Source organism: Enterobacter sp. Y17 (genome assembly GCF_019730495.1).
Taxonomy (GTDB): Bacteria; Pseudomonadota; Gammaproteobacteria; order Enterobacterales; family Enterobacteriaceae; genus Enterobacter; species Enterobacter asburiae_B.
Window position 1 is genome coordinate 2,750,174 of the sequence record NZ_JAASKP010000001.1, and the last position, 22,252, is coordinate 2,772,425.

Sequence of the window (22,252 nt, forward strand, 5' to 3'; positions counted from 1 at the left end):
ACGGTAGTCGAACTATTGCCTGCAATTAAAGATTAGAGCCGAACAACTATGCCTTTTACACTTGGTCAACGCTGGATCAGCGATACAGAAAGCGAACTTGGACTAGGAACCGTAGTAGCAATCGATACGCGTATGGTTACCCTCCTCTTCCCTGCCACCGGTGAAAACCGTCTGTACGCTCGCAATGACTCCCCTGTTACCCGCGTGATGTTCAATCCGGGCGACACCGTGACCAGCCATGACGGCTGGCAGCTCAAGATTGAAGACGTAAAAGAAGAGAATGGACTGCTCGCCTACATTGGTACTCGTCTTGATACGGATGAAGCCAATGTCATCTTGCGTGAAGTGCTGCTCGACAGCAAACTGGTGTTCAGCAAGCCGCAGGACCGCCTGTTTGCCGGGCAAATCGACCGTATGGATCGCTTCTCCCTGCGCTATCGCGCGCGTAAGTTCCAGAGTGAACAGTACCGCATGCCGTGGAGCGGCCTGCGCGGCCAGCGCACCAGCCTGATCCCCCACCAGCTGAACATCGCCCACGACGTGGGCCGTCGCCACGCGCCGCGCGTGCTGCTGGCAGATGAAGTGGGCCTGGGTAAAACCATCGAAGCGGGCATGATCCTGCATCAACAGCTGCTTTCCGGCGCTGCCGAACGCGTGCTGATCGTGGTGCCAGAAACCCTGCAGCACCAGTGGCTGGTTGAGATGCTGCGCCGCTTTAACCTGCGTTTCTCTCTGTTCGACGATGAACGCTATGCCGAAGCGCAGCACGACGCCGACAACCCGTTTGAAACCGAACAGCTGGTCATTTGCTCCCTGGACTTCGTGCGCCGCAGCAAGCAGCGTCTTGAGCACCTGTGCGATGCCGAGTGGGACATTATGGTTGTTGACGAAGCGCACCACCTGGTCTGGAGCGAAGACGCGCCGAGCCGCGAATACATGGCTATCGAGCAGCTTGCCGAACGCGTGCCTGGCGTCCTGCTGCTGACCGCAACGCCGGAGCAGCTGGGTCTGGAAAGCCACTTCGCCCGTCTGCGCCTGCTCGATCCAAACCGTTTCCACGACTTTGAGCAGTTCGTGGAAGAACAGAATAACTACCGTCCGGTCGCCGATGCCGTCGCCATGCTGCTGGCGGGCAAGCGTCTTTCTGATGACGAGCTCAACACCCTGAGCGATCTGATTGGCGAGCAGGATATCGAGCCGCTTTTGCAGGCTGCGAACAGCGACAGCGACAACGCGGAATCCGCGCGTAAAGAGCTGATCGACATGCTGATGGACCGCCACGGCACCAGCCGTGTGCTGTTCCGTAACACCCGTAACGGCGTCAAAGGCTTCCCGAAACGCGAGCTGCATACGATTAAGCTGCCGCTGCCGACGCAGTATCAGACGGCGATTAAAGTCTCCGGCATTATGGGTGCGCGCAAAACCCAGGAAGAGCGCGCCCGCGACATGCTTTATCCGGAACAAATCTACCAGGAATTTGAAGGCGATACCGGCACCTGGTGGAACTTCGATCCGCGCGTGGAGTGGCTGATGGGCTACCTGACCGCGCACCGCTCCCAGAAAGTGCTGGTGATCTGCGCCAAAGCGGCCACCGCGCTGCAGCTGGAGCAGGTTCTGCGCGAGCGTGAAGGCATTCGCGCCGCCGTGTTCCACGAAGGCATGTCCATCGTCGAGCGCGACCGCGCCGCGGCGTGGTTCGGAGAAGAGGACAGCGGCGCACAGGTTCTGCTGTGCTCGGAAATCGGCTCTGAAGGCCGTAACTTCCAGTTCGCCAGCAACCTGGTGATGTTCGATCTGCCGTTTAACCCGGATCTGCTGGAGCAGCGTATCGGCCGTCTGGATCGTATCGGCCAGGCGCATGATATTCAGATCCACGTGCCGTATCTGGAAAAAACCGCGCAGTCCGTGCTGGTACGCTGGTTCCACGAAGGTCTGGACGCGTTTGAACATACCTGCCCGACGGGCCGCACCATTTATGATCAAGTGCATGGCGATCTGATCGGCTACCTGGCCACGCCGGAAAACGCGGAAGGGTTTGATGAGCTGATCAAGTCCTGCCGTGAGAAGCACGATGCGCTGAAAGCGCAGCTGGAGCAGGGCCGCGACCGCCTGCTGGAGATCCACTCCAACGGCGGTGAAAAAGCGCAGGCGCTGGCTGAGAGTATTGAAGAACAGGATGATGACACCAGCCTGATCAGCTTCTCCATGAACCTGTTCGATATCGTCGGCATCAACCAGGACGACCGCGGCGAGAACCTGATTGTCCTGACTCCGTCCGATCACATGCTGGTTCCGGATTTCCCGGGCCTGCCGGAAGATGGCTGTACCATCACCTTCGAGCGTGACGTGGCGCTGTCCCGCGAAGATGCCCAGTTTATCACCTGGGAACACCCGCTGATCCGCAACGGTCTGGACCTGATCCTCTCCGGCGATACCGGCAGCAGCACCATCTCCCTGTTGAAAAACAAGGCGCTGCCGGTGGGCACCCTGCTGGTGGAGCTGATCTACGTTGTGGAAGCGCAGGCGCCGAAACAGCTGCAGCTCACCCGCTTCCTGCCGCCAACACCGGTGCGTCTGCTGCTGGATAAAAACGGCACGAACCTGGCGGGACAGGTTGAATTCGAGAGTTTCAACCGACAGCTGAGTGCGGTAAACCGCCATACGGGCAGCAAGCTGGTGAACGCGGTACAGCAGGATGTGCACGCTATTCTGCAACTGGGCGAAACCCAGATTGAAAAAGCGGCCAGAGCGCTGATTGACGCCGCGCGCAGTGAAGCCGACGAGAAACTGTCTGCGGAGCTGTCCCGTCTGGAAGCGTTAAAAGCGGTCAACCCGAACATCCGCGACGACGAGCTGGCTGCGATTGAAAGCAACCGTCAGCAGGTGCTGGAAAGCCTGAATCAGGCTGGCTGGCGTCTGGATGCCCTGCGTCTTATCGTTGTGACGCATCAGTAAACGGAGCGCAAGATGGTGATGGAGCCTTACAATCCGCCTCAGGATCCCTGGCTGGTCATTCTGTATCAGGATGAACATATTATGGTGGTCAACAAGCCCAGCGGCCTGTTGTCCGTGCCGGGGCGTCTGGACGAGCACAAGGACAGCGTGATGATGCGCATTCAGCGCGATTATCCGCAGGCGGAGTCTGTCCATCGCCTGGATATGGCCACCAGCGGCGTGATTGTGGTGGCGCTGAACAAAGCGGCGGAACGCGAGTTAAAGCGCCAGTTCCGCGAGCGCGAGCCGAAAAAGCAGTATGTCGCCCGCGTCTGGGGCCACCCCGCAAAGGCGGAAGGGCTGGTAGATTTACCGCTGATCTGCGACTGGCCAAACCGGCCTAAGCAGAAGGTGTGTTACGAAACCGGCAAGGCCGCGCAGACCGAGTACGAAGTGCTGGAGTACGCGCCGGATAATACCGCGCGCGTCCTGCTTAAGCCGATTACCGGACGTTCGCACCAGCTGCGCGTGCATATGCTCGCCCTGGGTCATCCGATTCTGGGCGACCGCTTCTACGCGCCGCCTGAAGCGCTGGCCTTAGCGCCACGTCTGCAGCTGCACGCGCAGACGCTCACCATCACCCATCCGGCCTTCGGTAACGCGATGACGTTTAAAGCCCCGGTGGACTTCTAAAAAAAAGCCCGACATCGTCGGGCTTTTTTTATTTGAAACCTTTCTTCTCTTTAATGAGCTCGTACGCCTTCTGGATTTCCTGCGCTTTTTGCTTCGCCATCTCCATCATCTCTGGCGGTAAGCCTTTCGCGACCAGTTTGTCCGGATGGTGTTCGCTCATGAGCTTACGATAGGCACGTTTAATCGTGGTCTGATCGTCAGAGGGCTTAACGCCAAGCACGTTGCAGGCGTCTTCCAGCGTCGGACCACGCTGCGCCTGCTGCCAGGCACCGCCGGACGACTGCTGGTGATAGCCGCCGCCAAACTGCGCCCCGCCCTGCATCATGCGCAGGAACTGGTCGAACTGCACGCGGGAGATGCCCAGCTCTTCCGCAATGACGTACAGCACGTCACGTTCATTAGGGTGAAGTGAACCGTCTGCGAAAGCCGCCTGGATTTGAATTTCCAGAAACATCCGAATTAAATCAAAACGTCCAAAGCAGATGCTGCGGAACTGACGCATTTTTTCGCGAAGCGGATAATTATCCGACTTACCGATGCGAAACGCATTTTGCGCTTCCAGACGGGAGTCGCCGTGCAGATTCATGCGATCCATAAAGACGCTGGCAATCTGAATATCGGCTTCTGTGACACGCCCTTTGGATTTGGTTAAGTGCCCCATGACCTCAAAGGTGGTGGAGAAAAAGAGTGACTGACGCTCGCGCTGATTGGCAAACCAGGCCATTTTGCGGCTGCGCGCCTTATCAAACATATGGCCGATAATAAGCCCAAGCACAATCCCCCAGAACCCGGCACCCATGATGATGGCGAACGCAACGCCGATTATTTTACCCCAATACTGCATATACTCCCCGGATAGTCATATTCCTTGCCGACGCAACGTCATCATCACTGTGTTCAAGTCACGGTCAATTGAAGGACATCGCCTATAATTTGCTTTATCATACTCGTCATTCGATAGCGAGCCTAACACTCTGGCACGCAAACGGGCAGGATTAACGCTGGTACTGCGCAGATGAGTAAGATAGTCTCTGAGCGTTTGTAAGCCGTAGCCACTGATGACGGAACAATAAAATACAACGTATGAAAAAACGTATCCCCACCCTCCTGGCCACAATGATTGGCTCCGCCCTGTACAGTCAACAGGGTCTGGCGGCCGATCTCGCCTCGCAGTGTATGCTTGGCGTTCCAAGTTATAATCGCCCACTGGTGAGTGGCGATACAAATAGCTTGCCGGTAACCATTACTGCCGACAGTTCGAAAGGGACTTACCCTGACAATGCCACGTTTACGGGCAATGTCGATATTAACCAGGGCAATAGCCGCCTGCAGGCAGATGAAGTGCAGTTGCACCAGAAGCAGCCGGAAGGTGCGGCCGAGCCGGTACGAACGGTGGATGCGCTGGGTAATGTGCACTATGACGACAATCAGGTCATCCTGAAAGGTCCGAAAGCCTGGTCAAACCTGAATACTAAAGATACTAACGTCTGGAAAGGTGATTACCAGATGGTGGGTCGCCAGGGGCGCGGCGACGCAGACCTGATGAAACAGCGCGGCGAAAACCGCTATACGATCCTGGAAAACGGTACGTTCACGTCATGTCTGCCGGGTTCCAATACCTGGAGCGTGGTCGGTAGCGAAGTTATCCATGACCGCGAAGAACAGGTGGCAGAGATCTGGAACGCCCGCTTTAAGCTGGGTCCGGTGCCCATATTCTACAGCCCTTATCTGCAGCTTCCCGTGGGTGACAAACGTCGCTCCGGTTTCCTGATCCCGAATGCCAAATACAGCACCACGAACTACTTTGAGTTCTACCTGCCGTATTACTGGAACATCGCGCCAAACATGGATGCGACGATCACGCCGCACTATATTCACAAGCGCGGCAACATCATGTGGGAGAACGAGTTCCGCTATCTGACCCACGCCGGTGCGGGTCTGATGGAGCTGGATTATCTGCCGTCGGATAAAGTCTTCCAGGACGAGCATCCGACCGAAGGCGATAAACACCGTTGGATGTATTTCTGGCAGCATTCCGGGGTAATGGATCAGGTCTGGCGTTTTAACGTTAACTACACCAAGGTCAGTGACCCGAACTACTTCAACGATTTCTCGTCAAAATACGGTTCGAGTACCGACGGTTATGCCACGCAGATCTTCAGCGTTGGCTATGCGGTGCAGAACTTCGATGCGACGGTAACCAACAAGCAGTTCCAGGTGTTCTCCAGCCAGACCGCGAGTACCTATGGTGCCGAGCCGCAGCTGGACGTTAACTGGTACCAGAATGACGTGGGTCCGTTCGACACCCGTATTTATGGTCAGGCGGTGCATTTTGTAAACACCAATTCCAATATGCCGGAAGCCACCCGAGTTCACCTGGAGCCCGTCATCAACTTGCCATGGTCGAATGACTGGGCAAGCCTGAACACGGAAGCCAAGCTGATGGCGACACACTATCAGCAAAAAAATATTGATGATTACAACACCAGCAACAACGCTCATCTTGAGGAAAGCGTAAACCGTACGCTTCCACAGTTCAAAATGGACGGTAAGCTGATCTTCGAACGCAATATGGGACTTCTGGCGGATGGCTATACCCAGACGCTGGAGCCACGTATGCAGTACCTGTATGTGCCTTATCGCGATCAGAGCAACATCAATAACTATGACTCCTCTTTACTGCAATCTGATTACAGCGGCCTGTTCCGCGACCGTACCTACGGTGGCCTTGACCGCATCGCCTCAGCGAACCAGTTAACGACCGGGGTCACATCACGCGTTTATGATGACGCTGCCGTTGAACGTTTTAACGTTTCTGTTGGTCAAATCTACTATTTCACCGAGTCTCGCACCGGCGATGACAATATTAAGTGGGAGAAAGATAACAAGACAGGTTCGCTGATTTGGGCTGGTGATACCTACTGGCGTATGACCGATCGTTGGGGTCTTCGCGGTGGCGTGCAATATGACACCCGTCTCGACAATATCGCCAACAGTACGGCGGCGATTGAGTACCGCCGGGATGAAGATCGTATGGTGCAGTTGACCTATCGTTATGCCAGCCCGGAATATATTCAGGCGACGTTACCAAACTATGGTACTGCAGAGCAGTATAAAGACGGTATTTCGCAGGTGGGTGGCGCAGCGAGCTGGCCAATCGCCGACCGCTGGTCAATCGTAGGCGCTTACTACTTTGACACTAACGCCAATAAACCTGCTGACCAGATGGTGGGTCTGCAATATAACTCCTGCTGTTACGCGCTGCGTGTCGGCTACGAACGCAAGCTTAACGGCTGGAACAGTGAAAACAATCAGAGCAAATACGATAACGTGATTGGCTTTAACTTCGAGTTACGCGGCCTGAGTTCCAACTACGGTCTGGGTACGCAGAAAATGCTGCGCTCGAATATTCTGCCGTACAGTAGCGCCTTGTAATGTGCTTGATTTGCAACGTAATCCGCTTTGCGGTTAATTGAAATGGAAAAAGTATGAAGAACTGGAAAACGCTGCTGCTCGGTGTCGCTATGGTTGCGAATACCAGCTTCGCCGCCCCCCAGGTTGTTGATAAAGTCGCTGCTGTGGTTAACAACGGCGTCGTGCTTGAAAGTGACGTTGACGGTCTGATGAAATCGGTGAAGCTCAATTCGGGCGAAGCCGGTCAACAGCTTCCGGATGACGCCACGCTGCGCCACCAGATCCTGGAGCGTCTGATCATGGATCAGATCGTTCTGCAGATGGGGCAGAAAATGGGTGTGAAGATCACTGACGAGCAGCTCGATCAGGCGATCGCTAACATCGCGAAGCAGAACAATATGTCTTTAGACCAGATGCGCAGCCGTCTGGCCTATGACGGCATCAGCTACGCCACCTACCGTAACCAGATCCGTAAAGAGATGCTGATTTCGGAAGTGCGTAACAACGAAGTGCGTCGCCGCGTCACCATCCTGCCTCAGGAAGTGGACGCGCTGGCAAAACAGGTGGGCAACCAGAACGATGCGAGCACAGAGCTGAACCTGAGCCACATTCTGATCCCACTGCCAGAGAACCCAACGTCCGATCAGGCTGCGGAAGCAGAAAGCCAGGCGCGTTCTATTGTTGAACAGGCGCGTAACGGCGGCGACTTTGGCAAGCTGGCAATCACCTACTCCGCTGACCAACAGGCGCTGAAAGGCGGCCAGATGGGCTGGGGACGTATTCAGGAGCTGCCATCTATCTTTGCCCAGGCGCTGAGCACGGCGAAGAAAGGGGATATCGTTGGTCCTATTCGTTCAGGCGTGGGCTTCCACATTCTGAAGGTGAACGATCTGCGCGGCCAGAGCCAAAATATCTCCGTCACCGAAGTTCACGCTCGCCACATACTTCTGAAACCGTCACCGATCATGACTGACGATCAGGCGCGTGTGAAGCTGGAACAGATCGCAGCTGACATTAAGAGCGGTAAAACCTCATTTGCGAAGGCAGCAAAAGAGTTCTCTCAGGATCCAGGCTCTGCTAACCAGGGCGGCGATCTGGGCTGGGCGGCTGCGGATATTTACGATCCTGCCTTCCGCGATGCGTTGATGAAGCTGAACAAAGGCCAGATCAGCGCGCCGGTCCACTCTTCATTTGGCTGGCATCTGATCGAGCTGATGGACACCCGTAACGTTGATAAAACGGATGCGGCACAGAAAGACAGAGCCTACCGTATGCTGTTTAACCGTAAGTTCTCTGAAGAAGCCGCAACCTGGATGCAGGAACAACGCGCCAGCGCTTACGTGAAAGTTCTGAGCAACTAATGAAACAGCATCGTGTTGTTATCACGCCCGGCGAACCCGCCGGGATTGGACCTGACCTCGTTGTTCAGCTCGCTCAGCGCAGCTGGCCGGTAGAGCTGGTTGTCTGCGCCGATGCAACACTGTTACAAGACCGGGCAACGCTCCTCGGTCTGCCTTTAACGCTCATCCCTTACGTTGAAGGCCAACAGCCTGCACCGCAGCAAGCCGGTACGCTCACCCTTCTTTCCATCCCCCTTCGTACGCCGGTCATACCGGGCCAGCTCAGCACGGAAAACGGCCACTATGTCGTTGAAACCCTGGCGCGCGCCTGCGACGGTTGCCTGAAGGGCGAATTTGCCGCCCTGATCACCGGCCCCGTCCACAAAGGCGTCATCAACGAAGCGGGTATACCCTTTACCGGGCATACGGAGTTCTTCGAAGAGCGCTCGCACAGCCCGAAAGTGGTGATGATGCTGGCGACGGAGGAAATGCGCGTTGCGCTGGTGACTACCCATCTGCCGATCAAAGCCATTCCTGATGCGATCACCCCTGAACTCCTGCGCGAGATCATCGGGATTTTGCATCACGATCTGCAGACAAAGTTTGGGATCCCGCAGCCGCACGTGCTGGTCTGCGGCCTGAATCCGCATGCCGGTGAAGGCGGGCACATGGGCACCGAAGAGATCGACACCATCATTCCGGTACTCAACGAAATGCGGGCGAAGGGGATGAACCTCAGCGGGCCGCTGCCTGCAGATACCCTTTTCCAGCCGAAATACCTGGATAATGCCGACGCCGTGCTCGCGATGTACCACGATCAGGGCCTGCCCGTGCTAAAATACCAGGGCTTTGGCCGCGGGGTGAATATCACCCTCGGTTTACCCTTTATTCGAACGTCCGTTGACCACGGTACTGCGCTGGATCTGGCAGGCCAGGGGAAAGCGGATGTCGGCAGTTTTATTACGGCGCTTAATCTCGCCATCAAAATGATTGTTAATACTCAATGACTAATCGAGTCCATCAGGGCCACTTAGCCCGTAAACGTTTCGGGCAAAACTTCCTTAACGATCAGTTCGTGATCGAAAGCATTGTCTCGGCTATTAATCCGCAAAAAGGCCAGGCGATGGTCGAAATCGGCCCGGGCCTTGCCGCGCTGACCGAGCCGGTAGGCGAACGCCTCGACGAGTTGACCGTCATCGAACTGGACCGCGATCTGGCCGCACGCCTGCAAACGCACCCGTTCCTCGGGCCGAAGCTGACCATCTATCAGCAGGACGCCATGACCATGAACTTTGGCGAACTGTCCGAAAAAATGGGCCAGCCGCTGCGCGTGTTCGGCAACCTGCCGTACAACATCTCCACGCCGCTCATGTTCCACCTCTTTAGCTATACTGATGCCATTGCCGACATGCACTTCATGTTGCAAAAAGAGGTTGTTAACCGTCTGGTTGCAGGCCCGAACAGTAAAGCGTATGGTCGTTTAAGCGTGATGGCACAGTATTACTGCAACGTGATCCCGGTACTCGAAGTACCGCCGTCAGCGTTCACACCACCACCGAAAGTGGATTCAGCGGTTGTGCGCCTTGTGCCGCACAAGACGAAACCGTATCCGGTTAAAGATCTGCGCGTACTGAGCCGCATTACCACAGAAGCCTTTAACCAGCGCCGTAAAACGATCCGTAACAGCCTGAGCAATTCGTTTACCGTTGAGGTGTTAGCCGAGCTGGGGATCGACCCGGCAATGCGTGCGGAGAACATTTCCGTAGAGCAGTACTGCAAGCTGGCTAATTACATCAGCGATAATGCGCCGCCGAAGGAGAGTTAAGCCATGATTGATTCGCCCCGCGTATGTGTCCATGTACAAAGCGTCTATGTTGAATCACAGTCCTCACCGGACGAAGAACGTTTTGTTTTCGCTTACACCGTGACCATTCGCAATCTGGGGCGGATGCCCGTGCAGCTGCGCGGGCGCTACTGGCTTATCACTAACGGCAATGGCCGCGAAATCGAAGTTCAGGGCGAAGGTGTGGTCGGTGAACAGCCCCACATCGCCCCTGGCGAAGAGTACCAGTATACCAGCGGCGCGGTGATTGAAACGCCGATGGGTACCATGCAGGGCCATTATGAAATGGTCGACGTCGATGGCAATGATTTCCGCGTTGCCATTCCTGTGTTCCGTCTCGCCGTAACCACACTCATTCATTAATCTAATGTCTACATATCTGATTGGCGACGTTCACGGTTGCTACGATGAACTGATCGCATTATTAAAACAGGTCGACTTTACGCCAGGACAGGACACGCTCTGGCTGACGGGCGATTTAGTCGCGCGTGGCCCCGGCTCCCTTGAAGTATTACGTTTCGTCAAATCGCTGGGCGATAGCGTGCGCATGGTGCTGGGCAATCACGATCTGCATCTGCTGGCGGTTTTCGCCGGGATCAGCCGCAACAAACCTAAAGATCGCCTCACCCCACTGCTGGATGCGCCGGACGCGGACGATCTGATTAACTGGCTGCGCCGTCAGCCCCTGCTGCAGATCGACGAAGAGAAAAAGCTGGTCATGGCGCATGCCGGGATCACCCCGCAATGGGATCTTGAGACGGCGAAAACCTGCGCGCGTGACGTTGAGGCGGTGCTGGCAAGCGACTCGTATCCTTTCTTCCTCGATGCCATGTACGGCGATATGCCGAACCACTGGAGCGAGGATCTCAGCGGTCTGGCCCGTCTGCGCTTTATCACCAACGCGTTCACCCGCATGCGCTTCTGCTTCCCGAACGGACAGCTGGACATGTATTCCAAAGAGACGCCGGAAAGCGCGCCCGCTCCGCTGAAACCGTGGTTTGCCATTCCGGGACCGGTGACAAGCGAGTACAGCGTGGTATTTGGCCACTGGGCTGCACTGGAAGGAAAAGGCACACCGGAAGGGATTTACGGTCTGGATACCGGATGCTGCTGGGGCGGAGAGTTAACCTGCTTACGCTGGGAAGATAAAGCTTACTTTGTGCAGCCGTCCAACCGACAGCTGGACCTGGGGGAAAGCGAGGCCGTTGCCTCCTGATACGCTATTCCCTCTCCCGGCCGGGAGAGGGAAAATCACTTAACGACGTTCCAGAATCTCGAAGCAGTAGCTGTGGGAGTTCTGTGCATCCGCGTCGTGGAATTCGCTGAATACCGATTCCCACTCGTCCGGATCGTAGTCCGGGAAATGAGTATCCCCTTCCACTTCTGCATCAATGTGGGTCAGATACAGCTTCTGCGCTTTTGGCAGGAACTGTTCGTACACGCGCCCACCGCCAATCACCATGATCTCTTCGGCATTGCCGCATGCAGCAATCGCCTCGTCTACTGATTTTACCCATTCGACGCGATCGTCAGTGCCCGGCTGGCTGCTGATAACGATATTCTTACGGCCCGGCAATGGACGACCAATCGACTCCCAGGTCAGGCGGCCCATCACTACCGGCTTGTTTAACGTAGTACGTTTAAACCATGCGAGATCGGCAGGCAGGTTCCACGGCATGGCATTTTCCATACCGATAACGCGGTCTACCGCCAGCGCTGCAATCAGACTGATCATTGAAAATTTCCCGGATGCAAAAAATTGCCGCCACTATACGGAAAGCTTAATCTTTCGTCGACTGGCGGCAGGGTAAAGATAAAGAAATTTTTTAATATTGCTGGCAACTCCACTTCACGCGGAAGGTTTACTCTCGGGCTCGTCAGCCGGATCGCCGGTATGCTTGCCCTCTTCCGTGCCCTGCCAGCCATGGCGCTGGATCAGCGACAGGTGGTTACGGTCCTCGTTAATGATTTCCGTCAGCATCGCGCTGGTGCGTTTGAAGACCGCCGCACGCTCGGTGGCGGTACTGCCGGCCATCGCCGCCATCTCTTCGACCATCTCGGTATTAAAGCGGCGGAACAGGTCTGCCCGTTCGCGTGCTTCATACGCGCCGAGCCCCAGGTTTTCCAGCGCCATGCGGCCAGACTTCAGCGCACCTTCGAAGGTTTCACGCTCGGGCGCGTCTACGCCCGCCTGCCGCAGCCGGATGTAGTGATCCACATCGCGCGCGCGGGAGATAATAGTCAGCGCCGGGAAATGCTCTTTTACCAGCTCCACCATCTGCATGCTGGTTTCCGGATCGTCAATGGCGTTAATCAACACCTCGGCTTTTGCCGCCCCGGCGGATTCCAGCAGATCGACGCGGGTTGCATCCCCGTAAAACACCTTCATATCAAATTTACGCAGGGTATCGACATGGTCGGGGTCGTGATCGAGGATGACCATTTTCACCCCGCTCGACAGCAGTAAACGACCCACGATCTGCCCGTAGCGGCCAAATCCGGCGATGATGACGCGCGGCTGCTCCTCGTCGATCTCATCGGCCTCGCGCTCCTGACCGCTGTCCGATTTCTCCAGGCGCGTCAGCACCACCAGCAGCACAGGCGTCGCCGCCATCGACAGGGCGACTGCCAGCGTCAGCGCCTTCGCCCACTCGGGATCGAGCACGTTTGCCATCTGCGCGGCGCCAAACACCACGAACGCAAATTCACTCCCCTGCCCCAGCAGCACGGCGAACCAGCGGCGCTGCCTGCCCGGCACGTTCAGTGGGCGAGCAATCAGCCACAGCATCACCATTTTAATGACCAGGAAGCCGACGAGCAGGATGACGATCCGCAGCGGATGCGTCACCAGCGTGCCGAAGTCGACGGACATCCCGACGCCGATGAAAAACAGACCCAGCAGCAACCCTTTGAACGGCTCGATATCGCTTTCCAGCGCGTGACGGTATTCAGAGCTCGCCAGCAGAACGCCTGCGAGGAACGCCCCCATCGCCATCGACAGCCCGGCCTCCTCCAGCAGCAGACCGAAGCCAAACACCAGGAACAGCGCCACGGCGCTGAACACTTCGCGCAGGCCAGAGCGGGCGACAAACCGCAGCAGCGGGCGGGTGACGTAGCGACCAAGCAGCACCACCAGCGCCAGCGCGCCCGCCACCTTCAGCGCCGACAGCGCGAAAGCGCCCAGCGTGGTAGAGGAACCGCTGGCCGCCAGCAGCGGGATCATCGCTACCAGCGGGATAGCGGCAATGTCCTGGAATAGCAGCACCGAGAACGCGCTGCGTCCCATCTGGGAGACCGTCAGATTTCGCTCGTTCATCGCCTGCATGGCAATCGCTGTCGAGGAGAGCGCCAGCGTCATGCCGATGAGCTCTGCCACTTTCCAGTCCATTCCTAACAGGATGCAGAACCCGCCCAGCAGCAGGCCGCAGGCCACCATCTGCAGCGCTCCGCCGCCAAATACCGAGGCGCGAAGCTTCCACAGCCGCTGCGGGTCGAGCTCCAGGCCAATCACAAACAGCATCAGCACCACGCCAATTTCAGCGAAATGGAGAATCGCCTCGGCATCCGTGACCAGTCTAAAGCCCCACGGCCCAATGACGCAGCCCGCAATCAGGTAGCCAAGCACCGAGCCCAGCCCCAGGCGGACCGCCACGGGCACAATCAGCGCCGCCGCGCCGAGGTAAATCAGCGCCTGTATCAGCGTATGGCTATCCATGGTGCGTCTCCTGCCACTCAAGTAAGCGTTGTTTATAATGACGAGCCTGCGCCTGCAGCGTTTCATCGTCGCAAACAAACGTGCAGTGCATCGCAAACGGCGGGAGCCAGTTCAGACCGCAATAGAGCGCGGTCGCCTGCAGCGGCTGCGCCAGGACGTCAAAACCCGGGAAGGAACCGATATCAAAATGGCTTTCCCCACCGCCGGTGGTGACCGCCCACATCAGGCTTTTTCCTTTTAGCGCATTGCCGTTGTGGCCATACGCCCAGCCGTGGGAGAAGACTTTATCAATCCACATCTTCAGGAGCGGAGGCGTGCTGTACCACTGCATCGGATGCTGCCAGATAATCAGATCGGCACGGGAAAGCGCCTCCTGTTCGGCGGCGATATCGATATTAAAATCGGGATAGAGTTGATAGAGGGAACGTATCTCTACGTTATCAAGCGTCCTTACCTGCTCAAGCATCCGCTTATTCGCATGCGAGTGCTGCGGATAAGGATGGGCATAAATTATCAGAATCATTGATTAGCCTGTTGTTACTGCTTTCTTTTAACAAAAGAGTGTAGTCAGTAATTCAACAGGCTAATAGTGAATATTATTGACGGGCTTACGTCAGAATTCTGAATTAGTTATCCAGCTCGCCCATGGATTTCACCTGGTCACGGTTAATCTGCTCGGTTTGACCGGTTTCGGCGTTTTTATACGACACCAGACCGGTATCGTCATCCACCTGTGGTTTGCCGTCGGTGACAATGGTTTTGCCATCGGTGGTTTTTACGGCCTGATTAGACGAACAGCCCGCAACGGTAAACATTGTCGTGGCAGCCAGAACGGAAGCGATCAGTAATTTATTTTGCATGGTGTTTTCCCCTGCTCTCAGTTGAATTTCGTTATCGACCTAACCATTTTAGGCTAACTGACTGAAAGCGGATGAAAAACCAGAAGGTTCTGAAGATGGGAGAATGCCCGGCAGCCGAACGGCACCGGGCATTTTTACTTATTTGCTAATCTGCGCGTGCATTTCCTGCACTGAAATCACCTTCTCGGTGGCATCCGCGTTCAGCGCCATGGCCGTCGCGAAACCGCCGTTCAGGGTGGTGTCATAGTGCACTTTGTACTGCAGCGCGCTGCGACGAATCAGCTTGGAGTCTTCAATCGCCTGGCGGCCTGCGGTGGTGTTGATGATGTAGGTGTATTCGCCATTCTTGATACGGTCCTGAATGTGCGGACGACCTTCATGCACCTTGTTCACCAGACGCGGGTTGATGCCGGCTTCGCCCAGCACAATCGCGGTACCGTGGGTTGCGTCCAGCTCGAAGCCCTGTTTCAGCAGCTTGGCGGCCAGGTCAACCACGCGCTCTTTGTCGCCTTCGCGAACGGAGAGCAGCGCACGGCCTGATTTTCTCATGGTGGAGCTACTGCCCAGCTGCGCCTTCGCGAACGCTTCTGCGAAGGTGCGTCCCACGCCCATCACTTCCCCGGTAGAGCGCATTTCTGGCCCTAACAGCGGGTCAACGCCCGGGAATTTGTTGAACGGCAGCACCACTTCTTTCACCGAGTAGTACGGTGGAATGATCTCTTTGGTCACGCCCTGCTGCGCCAGCGTCTGACCCGCCATCACGCGCGCCGCCACTTTCGCCAGCGGAACGCCGGTGGCTTTGGAGACGAACGGTACGGTACGTGCCGCACGCGGGTTGACTTCAATCAGGTAGACTTCGTTGTCTTTCACCGCGAACTGGACGTTCATCAGACCGCGAACCTGCAGCTCAAAGGCCAGCTTCTGCACCTGCTGGCGCATCACGTCCTGAATCTCCTGGCTCAGCGTGTAGGCTGGCAGAGAACAGGCGGAGTCGCCGGAGTGCACGCCCGCCTGCTCGATGTGCTCCATGATGCCGCCAATCAGCACCATTTCGCCGTCGCAGATGGCGTCAACGTCCACTTCTACCGCGTCGTCGAGGAAGCGGTCGAGCAGCACAGGCGCATCGTTGGAAACGCTCACCGCAGTCTGGAAGTAGCGACGCAGGTCGGCTTCGTCATACACGATTTCCATCGCGCGGCCGCCCAGCACGTAGGAAGGACGCACCACCAGCGGGTAGCCAATCTCTTTCGCCTTCTCAACGGCCATTTCAATGGCGGTGACGGTGGCGTTCGCCGGCTGTTTCAGCTTCAGACGGTCAACCGCCTGCTGGAAACGCTCGCGGTCTTCCGCACGGTCAATCGCGTCCGGGCTGGTGCCGATAACCGGCACGCCTGCTGCTTCCAGCGCGCGCGCCAGCTTCAGCGGGGTCTGGCCGCCGTACTGCACGATAACGCCTTTTGGCTTCTCGATGCGCACGATTTCCAGCACGTCTTCCAGGGTAACCGGCTCGAAGTAGAGGCGGTCAGAGGTGTCGTAGTCGGTAGAGACGGTTTCCGGGTTACAGTTGACCATGATGGTCTCGTAACCGTCTTCGCGCAGCGCCAGCGAGGCGTGTACGCAGCAGTAGTCGAACTCGATGCCCTGGCCGATACGGTTTGGACCGCCGCCCAGCACCATAATCTTGTCGCGGTCGACGGACGGGTTCGCTTCGCACTCGTCTTCATAGGTGGAGTACATATAGGCGGTATCGGTCGAGAATTCAGCCGCACAGGTGTCCACGCGCTTGTAGACCGGGTGCAGGTCGTACTGGTCGCGCAGCTTGCGGATTTCCGCTTCGCGCACGCCCGCCAGCTTAGCCAGACGCGCATCGGCGAAGCCTTTGCGCTTCAGCACGCGCAGGAAGTCAGCGTCCAGGCCGTTGATGCCCAGCTCCGCGACCTGTTCTTCCAGACGCACCAGCTCTTCAATCTGCACCAGGAACCAGCGGTCGATGTTGGTCAGGTTGAACACGCCGTCGACGGACAGGCCCGCACGGAAGGCATCGGCGATATACCAGATACGCTCTGCGCCCGCGTCTTTCAGCTCGCGGCGGATTTTGGTCAGCGCTTCCGGGTCGTCCAGGCTCACTTTCGGGTCAAAACCGGTCGCGCCCACTTCGAGGCCGCGCAGCGCTTTCTGCAGGGATTCCTGCTGCGTGCGGCCAATCGCCATCACTTCACCGACAGACTTCATCTGGGTGGTCAGACGGTCGTTCGCGCCCGCGAATTTCTCGAAGTTGAAGCGTGGAATTTTGGTCACAACGTAGTCGATGGACGGCTCGAAGGACGCAGGGGTGCGGCCACCGGTGATGTCGTTCATCAGCTCGTCGAGGGTGTAACCCACCGCCAGCTTCGCCGCCACTTTCGCAATCGGGAAGCCGGTCGCTTTAGAGGCCAGCGCGGAGGAACGGGACACGCGCGGGTTCATTTCGATAACAATCAGACGGCCGGTTTTCGGGTTCACCGAGAACTGCACGTTAGAACCGCCGGTTTCCACGCCGATTTCACGCAGTACCGCCATCGAGGCGTTACGCATGATTTGATACTCTTTGTCGGTCAGGGTCTGGGCTGGCGCAACGGTGATGGAGTCGCCGGTGTGGATACCCATCGCATCGAAGTTTTCGATGGAGCAGACGATGATGCAGTTGTCGTTTTTATCACGCACCACTTCCATCTCGTACTCTTTCCAGCCAATCAGCGATTCATCAATCAGCAGCTCTTTGGTTGGGGAGAGATCCAGACCGCGTTCGCAAATCTCTTCGAACTCTTCGCGGTTGTAGGCGATACCGCCGCCGGTGCCGCCCATGGTGAACGATGGACGGATGATGCACGGGTAGCCCACGTCAGCCGCGACGGCCAGCGCTTCTTCCATGTTGTGTGCGATACCGGAACGCGCGGTGTCGAGGCCGATTTTCTTCATCGCCACGTCGAAGCGGCGACGATCTTCTGCTTTATCAATCGCGTCGGCGGTCGCACCAATCATGGTCACGCCGAACTCTTCCAGCACACCCTGACGCTCCAGCTCCAGCGCACAGTTCAGCGCCGTCTGGCCGCCCATGGTTGGCAGCACCGCGTCCGGACGCTCTTTCTCGATGATTTTACGTACCACTTCCCAGTGAATCGGCTCGATGTAGGTTGCATCAGCCATTTCCGGGTCGGTCATGATGGTTGCCGGGTTAGAGTTTACCAGGATTACGCGGTAACCCTCTTCACGCAGGGCTTTACACGCCTGCGCGCCGGAGTAGTCGAATTCGCAGGCCTGGCCGATGACGATCGGGCCAGCGCCAAGGATCAGGATGCTTTTTATGTCTGTACGTTTTGGCATTGTCTTCTCGGCTCCTGATTATTTAGCGGTCTTACGGTATTGCTCGATAAGTTCGATGAAGTGATCGAACAGCGGCGCGGCGTCGTGTGGGCCCGGGCTGGCTTCCGGGTGACCCTGGAAGCTGAATGCTGGCTTATCGGTGCGATGAATTCCCTGCAGGGTGCCATCGAACAGCGACTTATGGGTCACACGCAGGTTAGCCGGCATTGAGGCTTCATCGACGGCAAAGCCGTGGTTCTGCGCGGTGATCATCACCGTGTTGTTATCGATGTCTTTCACCGGGTGGTTACCACCGTGGTGGCCGAACTTCATCTTAACGGTGTTCGCACCGCTCGCCAGCGCCAGCAGCTGATGGCCGAGGCAGATGCCGAATACCGGGATGTCGGTTTCCAGGAAGGACTTGATGGCGGCGATGGCGTAATCGCACGGCGCCGGGTCGCCAGGGCCGTTGGACAGGAAAATACCGTCCGGATTCATCTTCAGCACGTCTTCGGCAGACGTTTGTGCCGGAACCACCGTCAGGCGGCAGCCGCGGTCAACCAGCATGCGCAGGATGTTGCGCTTGGCGCCGAAATCGTAGGCCACCACGTGGAACGGCAGCTCGCTCTCTTTTTTCGCTTCCGGCAGGTCGCCTTCCAGCGTCCAGCTACCCTGAGTCCAGCTGTAGGCTTCAGCGGTCGTCACTTCTTTCGCCAGGTCCATGCCGTTCAGGCCCGGGAAGGCTTTCGCTTTTTCCAGCGCCAGCGTCGCATCGAGGTTATCACCCGCGATGATGCAGCCGTTCTGTGCACCCTTCTCGCGCAGCAGACGCGTTAACTTACGGGTATCGATATCGGCAATCGCCACGATGTTATGGCGCTTCAGGTAAGAAGAGAGGTCTTCGGTATTGCGGAAGTTGCTGGCAATCAGCGGCAGGTCGCGGATGACCAGGCCTTGCGCATGTACCTGAGAAGATTCTTCGTCAGCCGCATTGGTGCCGACATTGCCGATATGAGGATAAGTAAGAGTAACGATTTGGCGAGAATAGGAAGGATCAGTGAGGATTTCTTGATAACCGGTCATTGAAGTATTGAAAACGACTTCCCCAACCGCCGAACCCGTTGCCCCTATGGCCCGACCGATAAACTGGGTTCCGTCTTCCAGAACCAATAGCGCTGACTTAATCAAAACACCCTCCAGAGAATATTCACTCACTTTATTTGCATATTAATTCATAGCATGTCATGGATCAATGCAAATGTGTTGCCAGCGGATTTTTGGCAAACGGCGGCATTCTGGGGATTTGGTGGGTAAAAGTCAACTTAAAACGGATATTTTGTTTACTCTTTTGCAAGTCTGGCGAGTGGATTGCGGCTTAAGCGACAAAAAGATCAGGTAAATCACTGCGGAAAACGCTTGCGCGCCTGGTTTAATGAAAAATGAGATGGTGCAGCACTATAAAGTAGACCAGATGGTCAAAATTTACATTTCAGTAACGTTAAAACGCCACAAGAGAGAGATATTTAGAGACTTAAACAAAAATACGCTATGAAATAGATAAAATAAAAGGGCAATAAAATATTGCCCTATGCAATCAAACAATTACGACTGCAATAACCACATCACGATGGGTAATAATGCTTACAAATTGTTGAGATCGAGCACATCTCGCATATCAAAAAGGCCGTTTTTCTTGATTTTCAGCCACAAAGCAGAGCGTACGGCGCCGTTGGCGAACGTCATTCGGCTGGAGGCTTTATGCGTAATTTCGACGCGTTCGCCAATATCGGCGAACATCGCCGTGTGTTCGCCGACGATGTCACCCGCTCGCACGGTTGCGAAGCCAATAGTGCCAGGAACGCGTTCGCCGGTGTAACCTTCACGCGTATAGACCGCGCAGTCTTTTAAATCTTTATCAAGTGCATGAGCAATCGCTTCGCCCATCGCCAGCGCCGTACCCGATGGCGCATCAACCTTGTAACGGTGGTGAGCTTCTACGATCTCGATATCGGTATAGTTGCCCATCACCTTCGCGGCCTTCTCCAGCAGCTTCAGCATGACGTTAACGCCCACGCTGAAGTTTGCGGCGAAGACAATCGCAATCTCTTTTGATGCATCCTGGATAGCCTGCTTGCCCGCATCGTCAAAACCGGTGGTGCCGATTACCATCCCCTTGCCGTACTGGCGACAAAACGCCAGATGCGCGAGCGTACCTTCCGGGCGGGTAAAATCGATGAATACATCGAAGTCCTCTTTTACCGCCTCCAGGCTGCTTTGCACGGTAACGCCCGTGTGGCCTGCGCCCGACAGCTCACCGGCATCGGTTCCCAGAAGCGACGAACCTTCACGCTCCAGTGCCGCGCCAAGCGCGACGCCATCCATCTGAAGTGCCGCCTGAATAAGCTGACGGCCCATACGTCCACCCGCGCCCGCAATGGCGACACGGATCTGTGCATCATGCATAGTTATTCTCTTACGTTAAAATGATGTAAACCGTTTTCAGATTAACCAGCCTTGAGAAGCACTGCCAACTGAAAACACCGATAATTAGAATTTAACGTGAAACCGACTTAAATATCAGTAAAAGACATGATTTTGTCGTCACGATAAAGTAACGGGTAAAAAAAAGGCCAGCACAGGAGGTGCTGGCCTTTCATCAGAAAAAGGTCTATTCGACTTCGCGGGCGTCGATGCGCAGTTCTTTCGGGACTTCAAAAACGATGTTTTCTTCACGTCCTTCCAGCGGCACCGCTTCGCCACCGCCCAGTTCCTGCAGACGAGAAATGACGTTCTGTACCAGAATATCTGGCGCAGACGCCCCGGCCGTCACGCCGACACAGCCCGCGTGCTTAACCCACGCCTCCTGAATATCCGACGCATCATCAATCAGGAAAGCCGCTTTCCCCATGCGTTGCGCCAGTTCGGCCAGACGGTTTGAGTTAGACGAGTTTTTGGAGCCGACTACCAGCACCACATCCGCCTTTTCAGCCAGTGCGCGCACCGCTTCCTGACGGTTAGTGGTCGCGTAGCAGATATCATCCTTACGCGGGCCAACGATTTTCGGGAAGCGCTGACGCAGCGCGTCAATCACGTCTGAAGTATCGTCTACGGAGAGCGTCGTCTGGGTCATAAACGACAGACGGGCTTCATTTTTCACGTTCAGCGTAAAGACATCTTCAGGCGACTCAACCAGATACATGCCCCCTTCCGGGTTACTGTACTGGCCCATGGTGCCTTCGACTTCCGGATGACCGGCATGGCCAATCAGAATCGACTCTTCACCACGACGGCTGGCGCGAGCCACTTCCATATGCACTTTTGTCACCAGCGGACAGGTGGCATCGAATACGGTCAGATCGCGGCTTTTCGCTTCGTTACGTACCGCCTGAGAGACGCCGTGCGCGGAGAAGATCAGGATCGCACCGTCCGGCACTTCGCTGATCTGCTCAATGAAGATGGCGCCGCGCTCGCGCAGGCTGTCGACCACGTAGCGGTTGTGCACCACTTCGTGACGTACATAAATCGGCGCGCCGTAAATCTCCAGCGCGTTTTCAACAATGCTGATAGCGCGGTCTACACCGGCGCAGAAGCCGCGCGGGTTAGCCAACAGGATCTGCATTTCAGGCCTCCAGTGCAGGATCGATTTCCAGCACTTCAACATCAAAATGAACGGTACGCCCGGCAAGCGGATGGTTGAAGTCAACGGTAATAGAGTCGCCGTTGATCTCGCGGATCACGCCAGGCATTTCGCTGCCGTCCATAGCGGTAAAGAGCATAATCGCTCCGATCTCCGGTTCACCCGCGTCCATAAACTCGCGGCGCGAGAAATACTGGATCAGGTCCGGACTCGGCACGCCAAACGCGGCATCCGGCTCCAGCGAAAAGGCTTTTTTCTCACCCTCTTTCAGGCCCAGAAGCTGCTGCTCAAGACCTTCAGACAGGGAGGTATCGCCAAGACGAAACAGGGCCGGTTTGCCGTTATTGCGGGTGGATTCGGCCGTGGAGCCGTCATCCAGCTTCAGCGTGAAGTGAACGAGAACCGCGCTGTTGCTCTGTACGGATTTAGACATGCAAATTGCTCGCTTGTTTTGCCCGGTAGCATTACGCCACC

At 56.3% G+C, this 22,252-nt stretch carries 18 protein-coding genes; 8 read left to right on the top strand and 10 right to left on the bottom strand.

The window, feature by feature from the left end; genetic code table 11:
- The first annotated feature begins 48 nt into the window (after positions 1-48).
- Positions 49-2,955, top strand: a complete 2,907-nt coding sequence (gene rapA / locus HCH49_RS12935) for an RNA polymerase-associated protein RapA (RefSeq protein ID WP_221702784.1) — start codon at positions 49-51, stop codon at positions 2,953-2,955.
- Between the two features lie 12 nt (positions 2,956-2,967).
- Positions 2,968-3,627 (top strand): bifunctional tRNA pseudouridine(32) synthase/23S rRNA pseudouridine(746) synthase RluA, encoded by a 660-nt coding sequence (rluA, locus tag HCH49_RS12940; RefSeq protein ID WP_167818870.1) that lies wholly within the window; start codon positions 2,968-2,970, stop codon positions 3,625-3,627.
- Positions 3,628-3,655: 28 nt separating this feature from the next.
- Here rluA and djlA read toward each other — a convergent pair whose 3' ends face one another.
- A complete protein-coding gene (djlA, locus tag HCH49_RS12945) occupies positions 3,656-4,471 on the bottom strand; it encodes a co-chaperone DjlA (RefSeq protein ID WP_221702785.1) in 816 nt (271 codons plus the stop codon).
- A 239-nt stretch (positions 4,472-4,710) separates the two neighbouring features.
- Here djlA and lptD point away from each other — a divergent pair, with 239 nt between their 5' ends.
- From lptD to apaH, 6 genes are read left to right on the top strand one after another with little or no spacing between them, the layout of a single operon-like run.
- Complete coding sequence (lptD, locus tag HCH49_RS12950) at positions 4,711-7,062, top strand: LPS assembly protein LptD (protein ID WP_033144609.1); 2,352 nt, start codon at positions 4,711-4,713, stop codon at positions 7,060-7,062.
- A 53-nt stretch (positions 7,063-7,115) separates the two neighbouring features.
- Positions 7,116-8,402 (top strand): peptidylprolyl isomerase SurA, encoded by a 1,287-nt coding sequence (gene surA / locus HCH49_RS12955; RefSeq protein ID WP_033144608.1) that lies wholly within the window; start codon positions 7,116-7,118, stop codon positions 8,400-8,402.
- The gene (gene pdxA / locus HCH49_RS12960; protein WP_063408265.1) at positions 8,402-9,388 is read left to right on the top strand and encodes a 4-hydroxythreonine-4-phosphate dehydrogenase PdxA; all 987 of its coding nucleotides are present in this window, start codon (positions 8,402-8,404) and stop codon (positions 9,386-9,388) included. Before surA ends, pdxA begins: the two co-directional genes overlap by 1 nt.
- On the top strand, positions 9,385-10,206 hold the full coding sequence (gene rsmA, locus HCH49_RS12965; protein ID WP_023310362.1) for a 16S rRNA (adenine(1518)-N(6)/adenine(1519)-N(6))-dimethyltransferase RsmA: 822 nt from the start codon (positions 9,385-9,387) through the stop codon (positions 10,204-10,206). The genes pdxA and rsmA overlap by 4 nt, the downstream gene beginning before the upstream one ends.
- Positions 10,207-10,209: 3 nt before the next feature.
- Positions 10,210-10,587 carry a Co2+/Mg2+ efflux protein ApaG gene (gene apaG, locus HCH49_RS12970; RefSeq protein ID WP_023310361.1) on the top strand — a complete coding sequence of 126 codons (378 nt, stop codon included), beginning with the start codon at positions 10,210-10,212 and terminating at the stop codon, positions 10,585-10,587.
- Positions 10,588-10,591: 4 nt separating this feature from the next.
- Complete coding sequence (gene apaH / locus HCH49_RS12975) at positions 10,592-11,440, top strand: bis(5'-nucleosyl)-tetraphosphatase (symmetrical) ApaH (protein WP_023310360.1); 849 nt, start codon at positions 10,592-10,594, stop codon at positions 11,438-11,440.
- Positions 11,441-11,479: 39 nt separating this feature from the next.
- Here apaH and folA read toward each other — a convergent pair whose 3' ends face one another.
- The 9 genes from folA to fkpB form a co-directional block, all read right to left on the bottom strand.
- Positions 11,480-11,959 (bottom strand): type 3 dihydrofolate reductase, encoded by a 480-nt coding sequence (gene folA, locus HCH49_RS12980; RefSeq protein WP_008502023.1) that lies wholly within the window; start codon positions 11,957-11,959, stop codon positions 11,480-11,482.
- Positions 11,960-12,073: 114 nt separating this feature from the next.
- Positions 12,074-13,939, bottom strand: a complete 1,866-nt coding sequence (kefC, locus tag HCH49_RS12985; protein WP_033144606.1) for a glutathione-regulated potassium-efflux system protein KefC — start codon at positions 13,937-13,939, stop codon at positions 12,074-12,076.
- Positions 13,932-14,462: a glutathione-regulated potassium-efflux system oxidoreductase KefF gene (kefF, locus tag HCH49_RS12990; protein ID WP_221702786.1), complete on the bottom strand. Its 531-nt coding sequence runs from the start codon at positions 14,460-14,462 to the stop codon at positions 13,932-13,934. Before kefF ends, kefC begins: the two co-directional genes overlap by 8 nt.
- A 103-nt stretch (positions 14,463-14,565) precedes the next feature.
- Complete coding sequence (locus HCH49_RS12995; protein WP_023310357.1) at positions 14,566-14,799, bottom strand: YgdI/YgdR family lipoprotein; 234 nt, start codon at positions 14,797-14,799, stop codon at positions 14,566-14,568.
- A gap of 138 nt (positions 14,800-14,937) precedes the next feature.
- Positions 14,938-18,162, bottom strand: coding sequence for a carbamoyl-phosphate synthase large subunit (carB, locus tag HCH49_RS13000; RefSeq protein WP_039260850.1), 3,225 nt, complete (start codon positions 18,160-18,162; stop codon positions 14,938-14,940).
- 18 nt (positions 18,163-18,180) lie between these two features.
- Positions 18,181-19,329: a glutamine-hydrolyzing carbamoyl-phosphate synthase small subunit gene (gene carA, locus HCH49_RS13005; RefSeq protein ID WP_010427050.1), complete on the bottom strand. Its 1,149-nt coding sequence runs from the start codon at positions 19,327-19,329 to the stop codon at positions 18,181-18,183.
- Positions 19,330-19,782: 453 nt separating this feature from the next.
- A complete protein-coding gene (gene dapB, locus HCH49_RS13010) occupies positions 19,783-20,604 on the bottom strand; it encodes a 4-hydroxy-tetrahydrodipicolinate reductase (protein WP_221702787.1) in 822 nt (273 codons plus the stop codon).
- A 205-nt stretch (positions 20,605-20,809) separates the two neighbouring features.
- Complete coding sequence (gene ispH, locus HCH49_RS13015; RefSeq protein ID WP_069303652.1) at positions 20,810-21,760, bottom strand: 4-hydroxy-3-methylbut-2-enyl diphosphate reductase; 951 nt, start codon at positions 21,758-21,760, stop codon at positions 20,810-20,812.
- 1 nt (position 21,761) lies between these two features.
- Positions 21,762-22,211 (bottom strand): FKBP-type peptidyl-prolyl cis-trans isomerase, encoded by a 450-nt coding sequence (gene fkpB / locus HCH49_RS13020; RefSeq protein ID WP_003856450.1) that lies wholly within the window; start codon positions 22,209-22,211, stop codon positions 21,762-21,764.
- Positions 22,212-22,252: the final 41 nt, after the last annotated feature.

Bases quoted from the DNA above. Each gene is read 5' to 3' on its own strand.
- rsmA (WP_023310362.1), top strand. From the start codon at position 9,385: ATGACTAATCGAGTCCATCAGGGCCACTTAGCCCGTAAACGTTTCGGG.
- rapA (WP_221702784.1), top strand. From the start codon at position 49: ATGCCTTTTACACTTGGTCAACGCTGGATCAGCGATACAGAAAGCGAA.
- lptD (WP_033144609.1), top strand. From the start codon at position 4,711: ATGAAAAAACGTATCCCCACCCTCCTGGCCACAATGATTGGCTCCGCC.
- apaG (WP_023310361.1), top strand. From the start codon at position 10,210: ATGATTGATTCGCCCCGCGTATGTGTCCATGTACAAAGCGTCTATGTT.
- djlA (WP_221702785.1), bottom strand. From the start codon at position 4,471: ATGCAGTATTGGGGTAAAATAATCGGCGTTGCGTTCGCCATCATCATG.
- pdxA (WP_063408265.1), top strand. From the start codon at position 8,402: ATGAAACAGCATCGTGTTGTTATCACGCCCGGCGAACCCGCCGGGATT.
- surA (WP_033144608.1), top strand. From the start codon at position 7,116: ATGAAGAACTGGAAAACGCTGCTGCTCGGTGTCGCTATGGTTGCGAAT.
- ispH (WP_069303652.1), bottom strand. From the start codon at position 21,760: ATGCAGATCCTGTTGGCTAACCCGCGCGGCTTCTGCGCCGGTGTAGAC.
- apaH (WP_023310360.1), top strand. From the start codon at position 10,592: ATGTCTACATATCTGATTGGCGACGTTCACGGTTGCTACGATGAACTG.
- folA (WP_008502023.1), bottom strand. From the start codon at position 11,959: ATGATCAGTCTGATTGCAGCGCTGGCGGTAGACCGCGTTATCGGTATG.
- fkpB (WP_003856450.1), bottom strand. From the start codon at position 22,211: ATGTCTAAATCCGTACAGAGCAACAGCGCGGTTCTCGTTCACTTCACG.
- rluA (WP_167818870.1), top strand. From the start codon at position 2,968: ATGGTGATGGAGCCTTACAATCCGCCTCAGGATCCCTGGCTGGTCATT.
- kefF (WP_221702786.1), bottom strand. From the start codon at position 14,462: ATGATTCTGATAATTTATGCCCATCCTTATCCGCAGCACTCGCATGCG.
- carB (WP_039260850.1), bottom strand. From the start codon at position 18,162: ATGCCAAAACGTACAGACATAAAAAGCATCCTGATCCTTGGCGCTGGC.
- kefC (WP_033144606.1), bottom strand. From the start codon at position 13,939: ATGGATAGCCATACGCTGATACAGGCGCTGATTTACCTCGGCGCGGCG.
- HCH49_RS12995 (WP_023310357.1), bottom strand. From the start codon at position 14,799: ATGCAAAATAAATTACTGATCGCTTCCGTTCTGGCTGCCACGACAATG.
- dapB (WP_221702787.1), bottom strand. From the start codon at position 20,604: ATGCATGATGCACAGATCCGTGTCGCCATTGCGGGCGCGGGTGGACGT.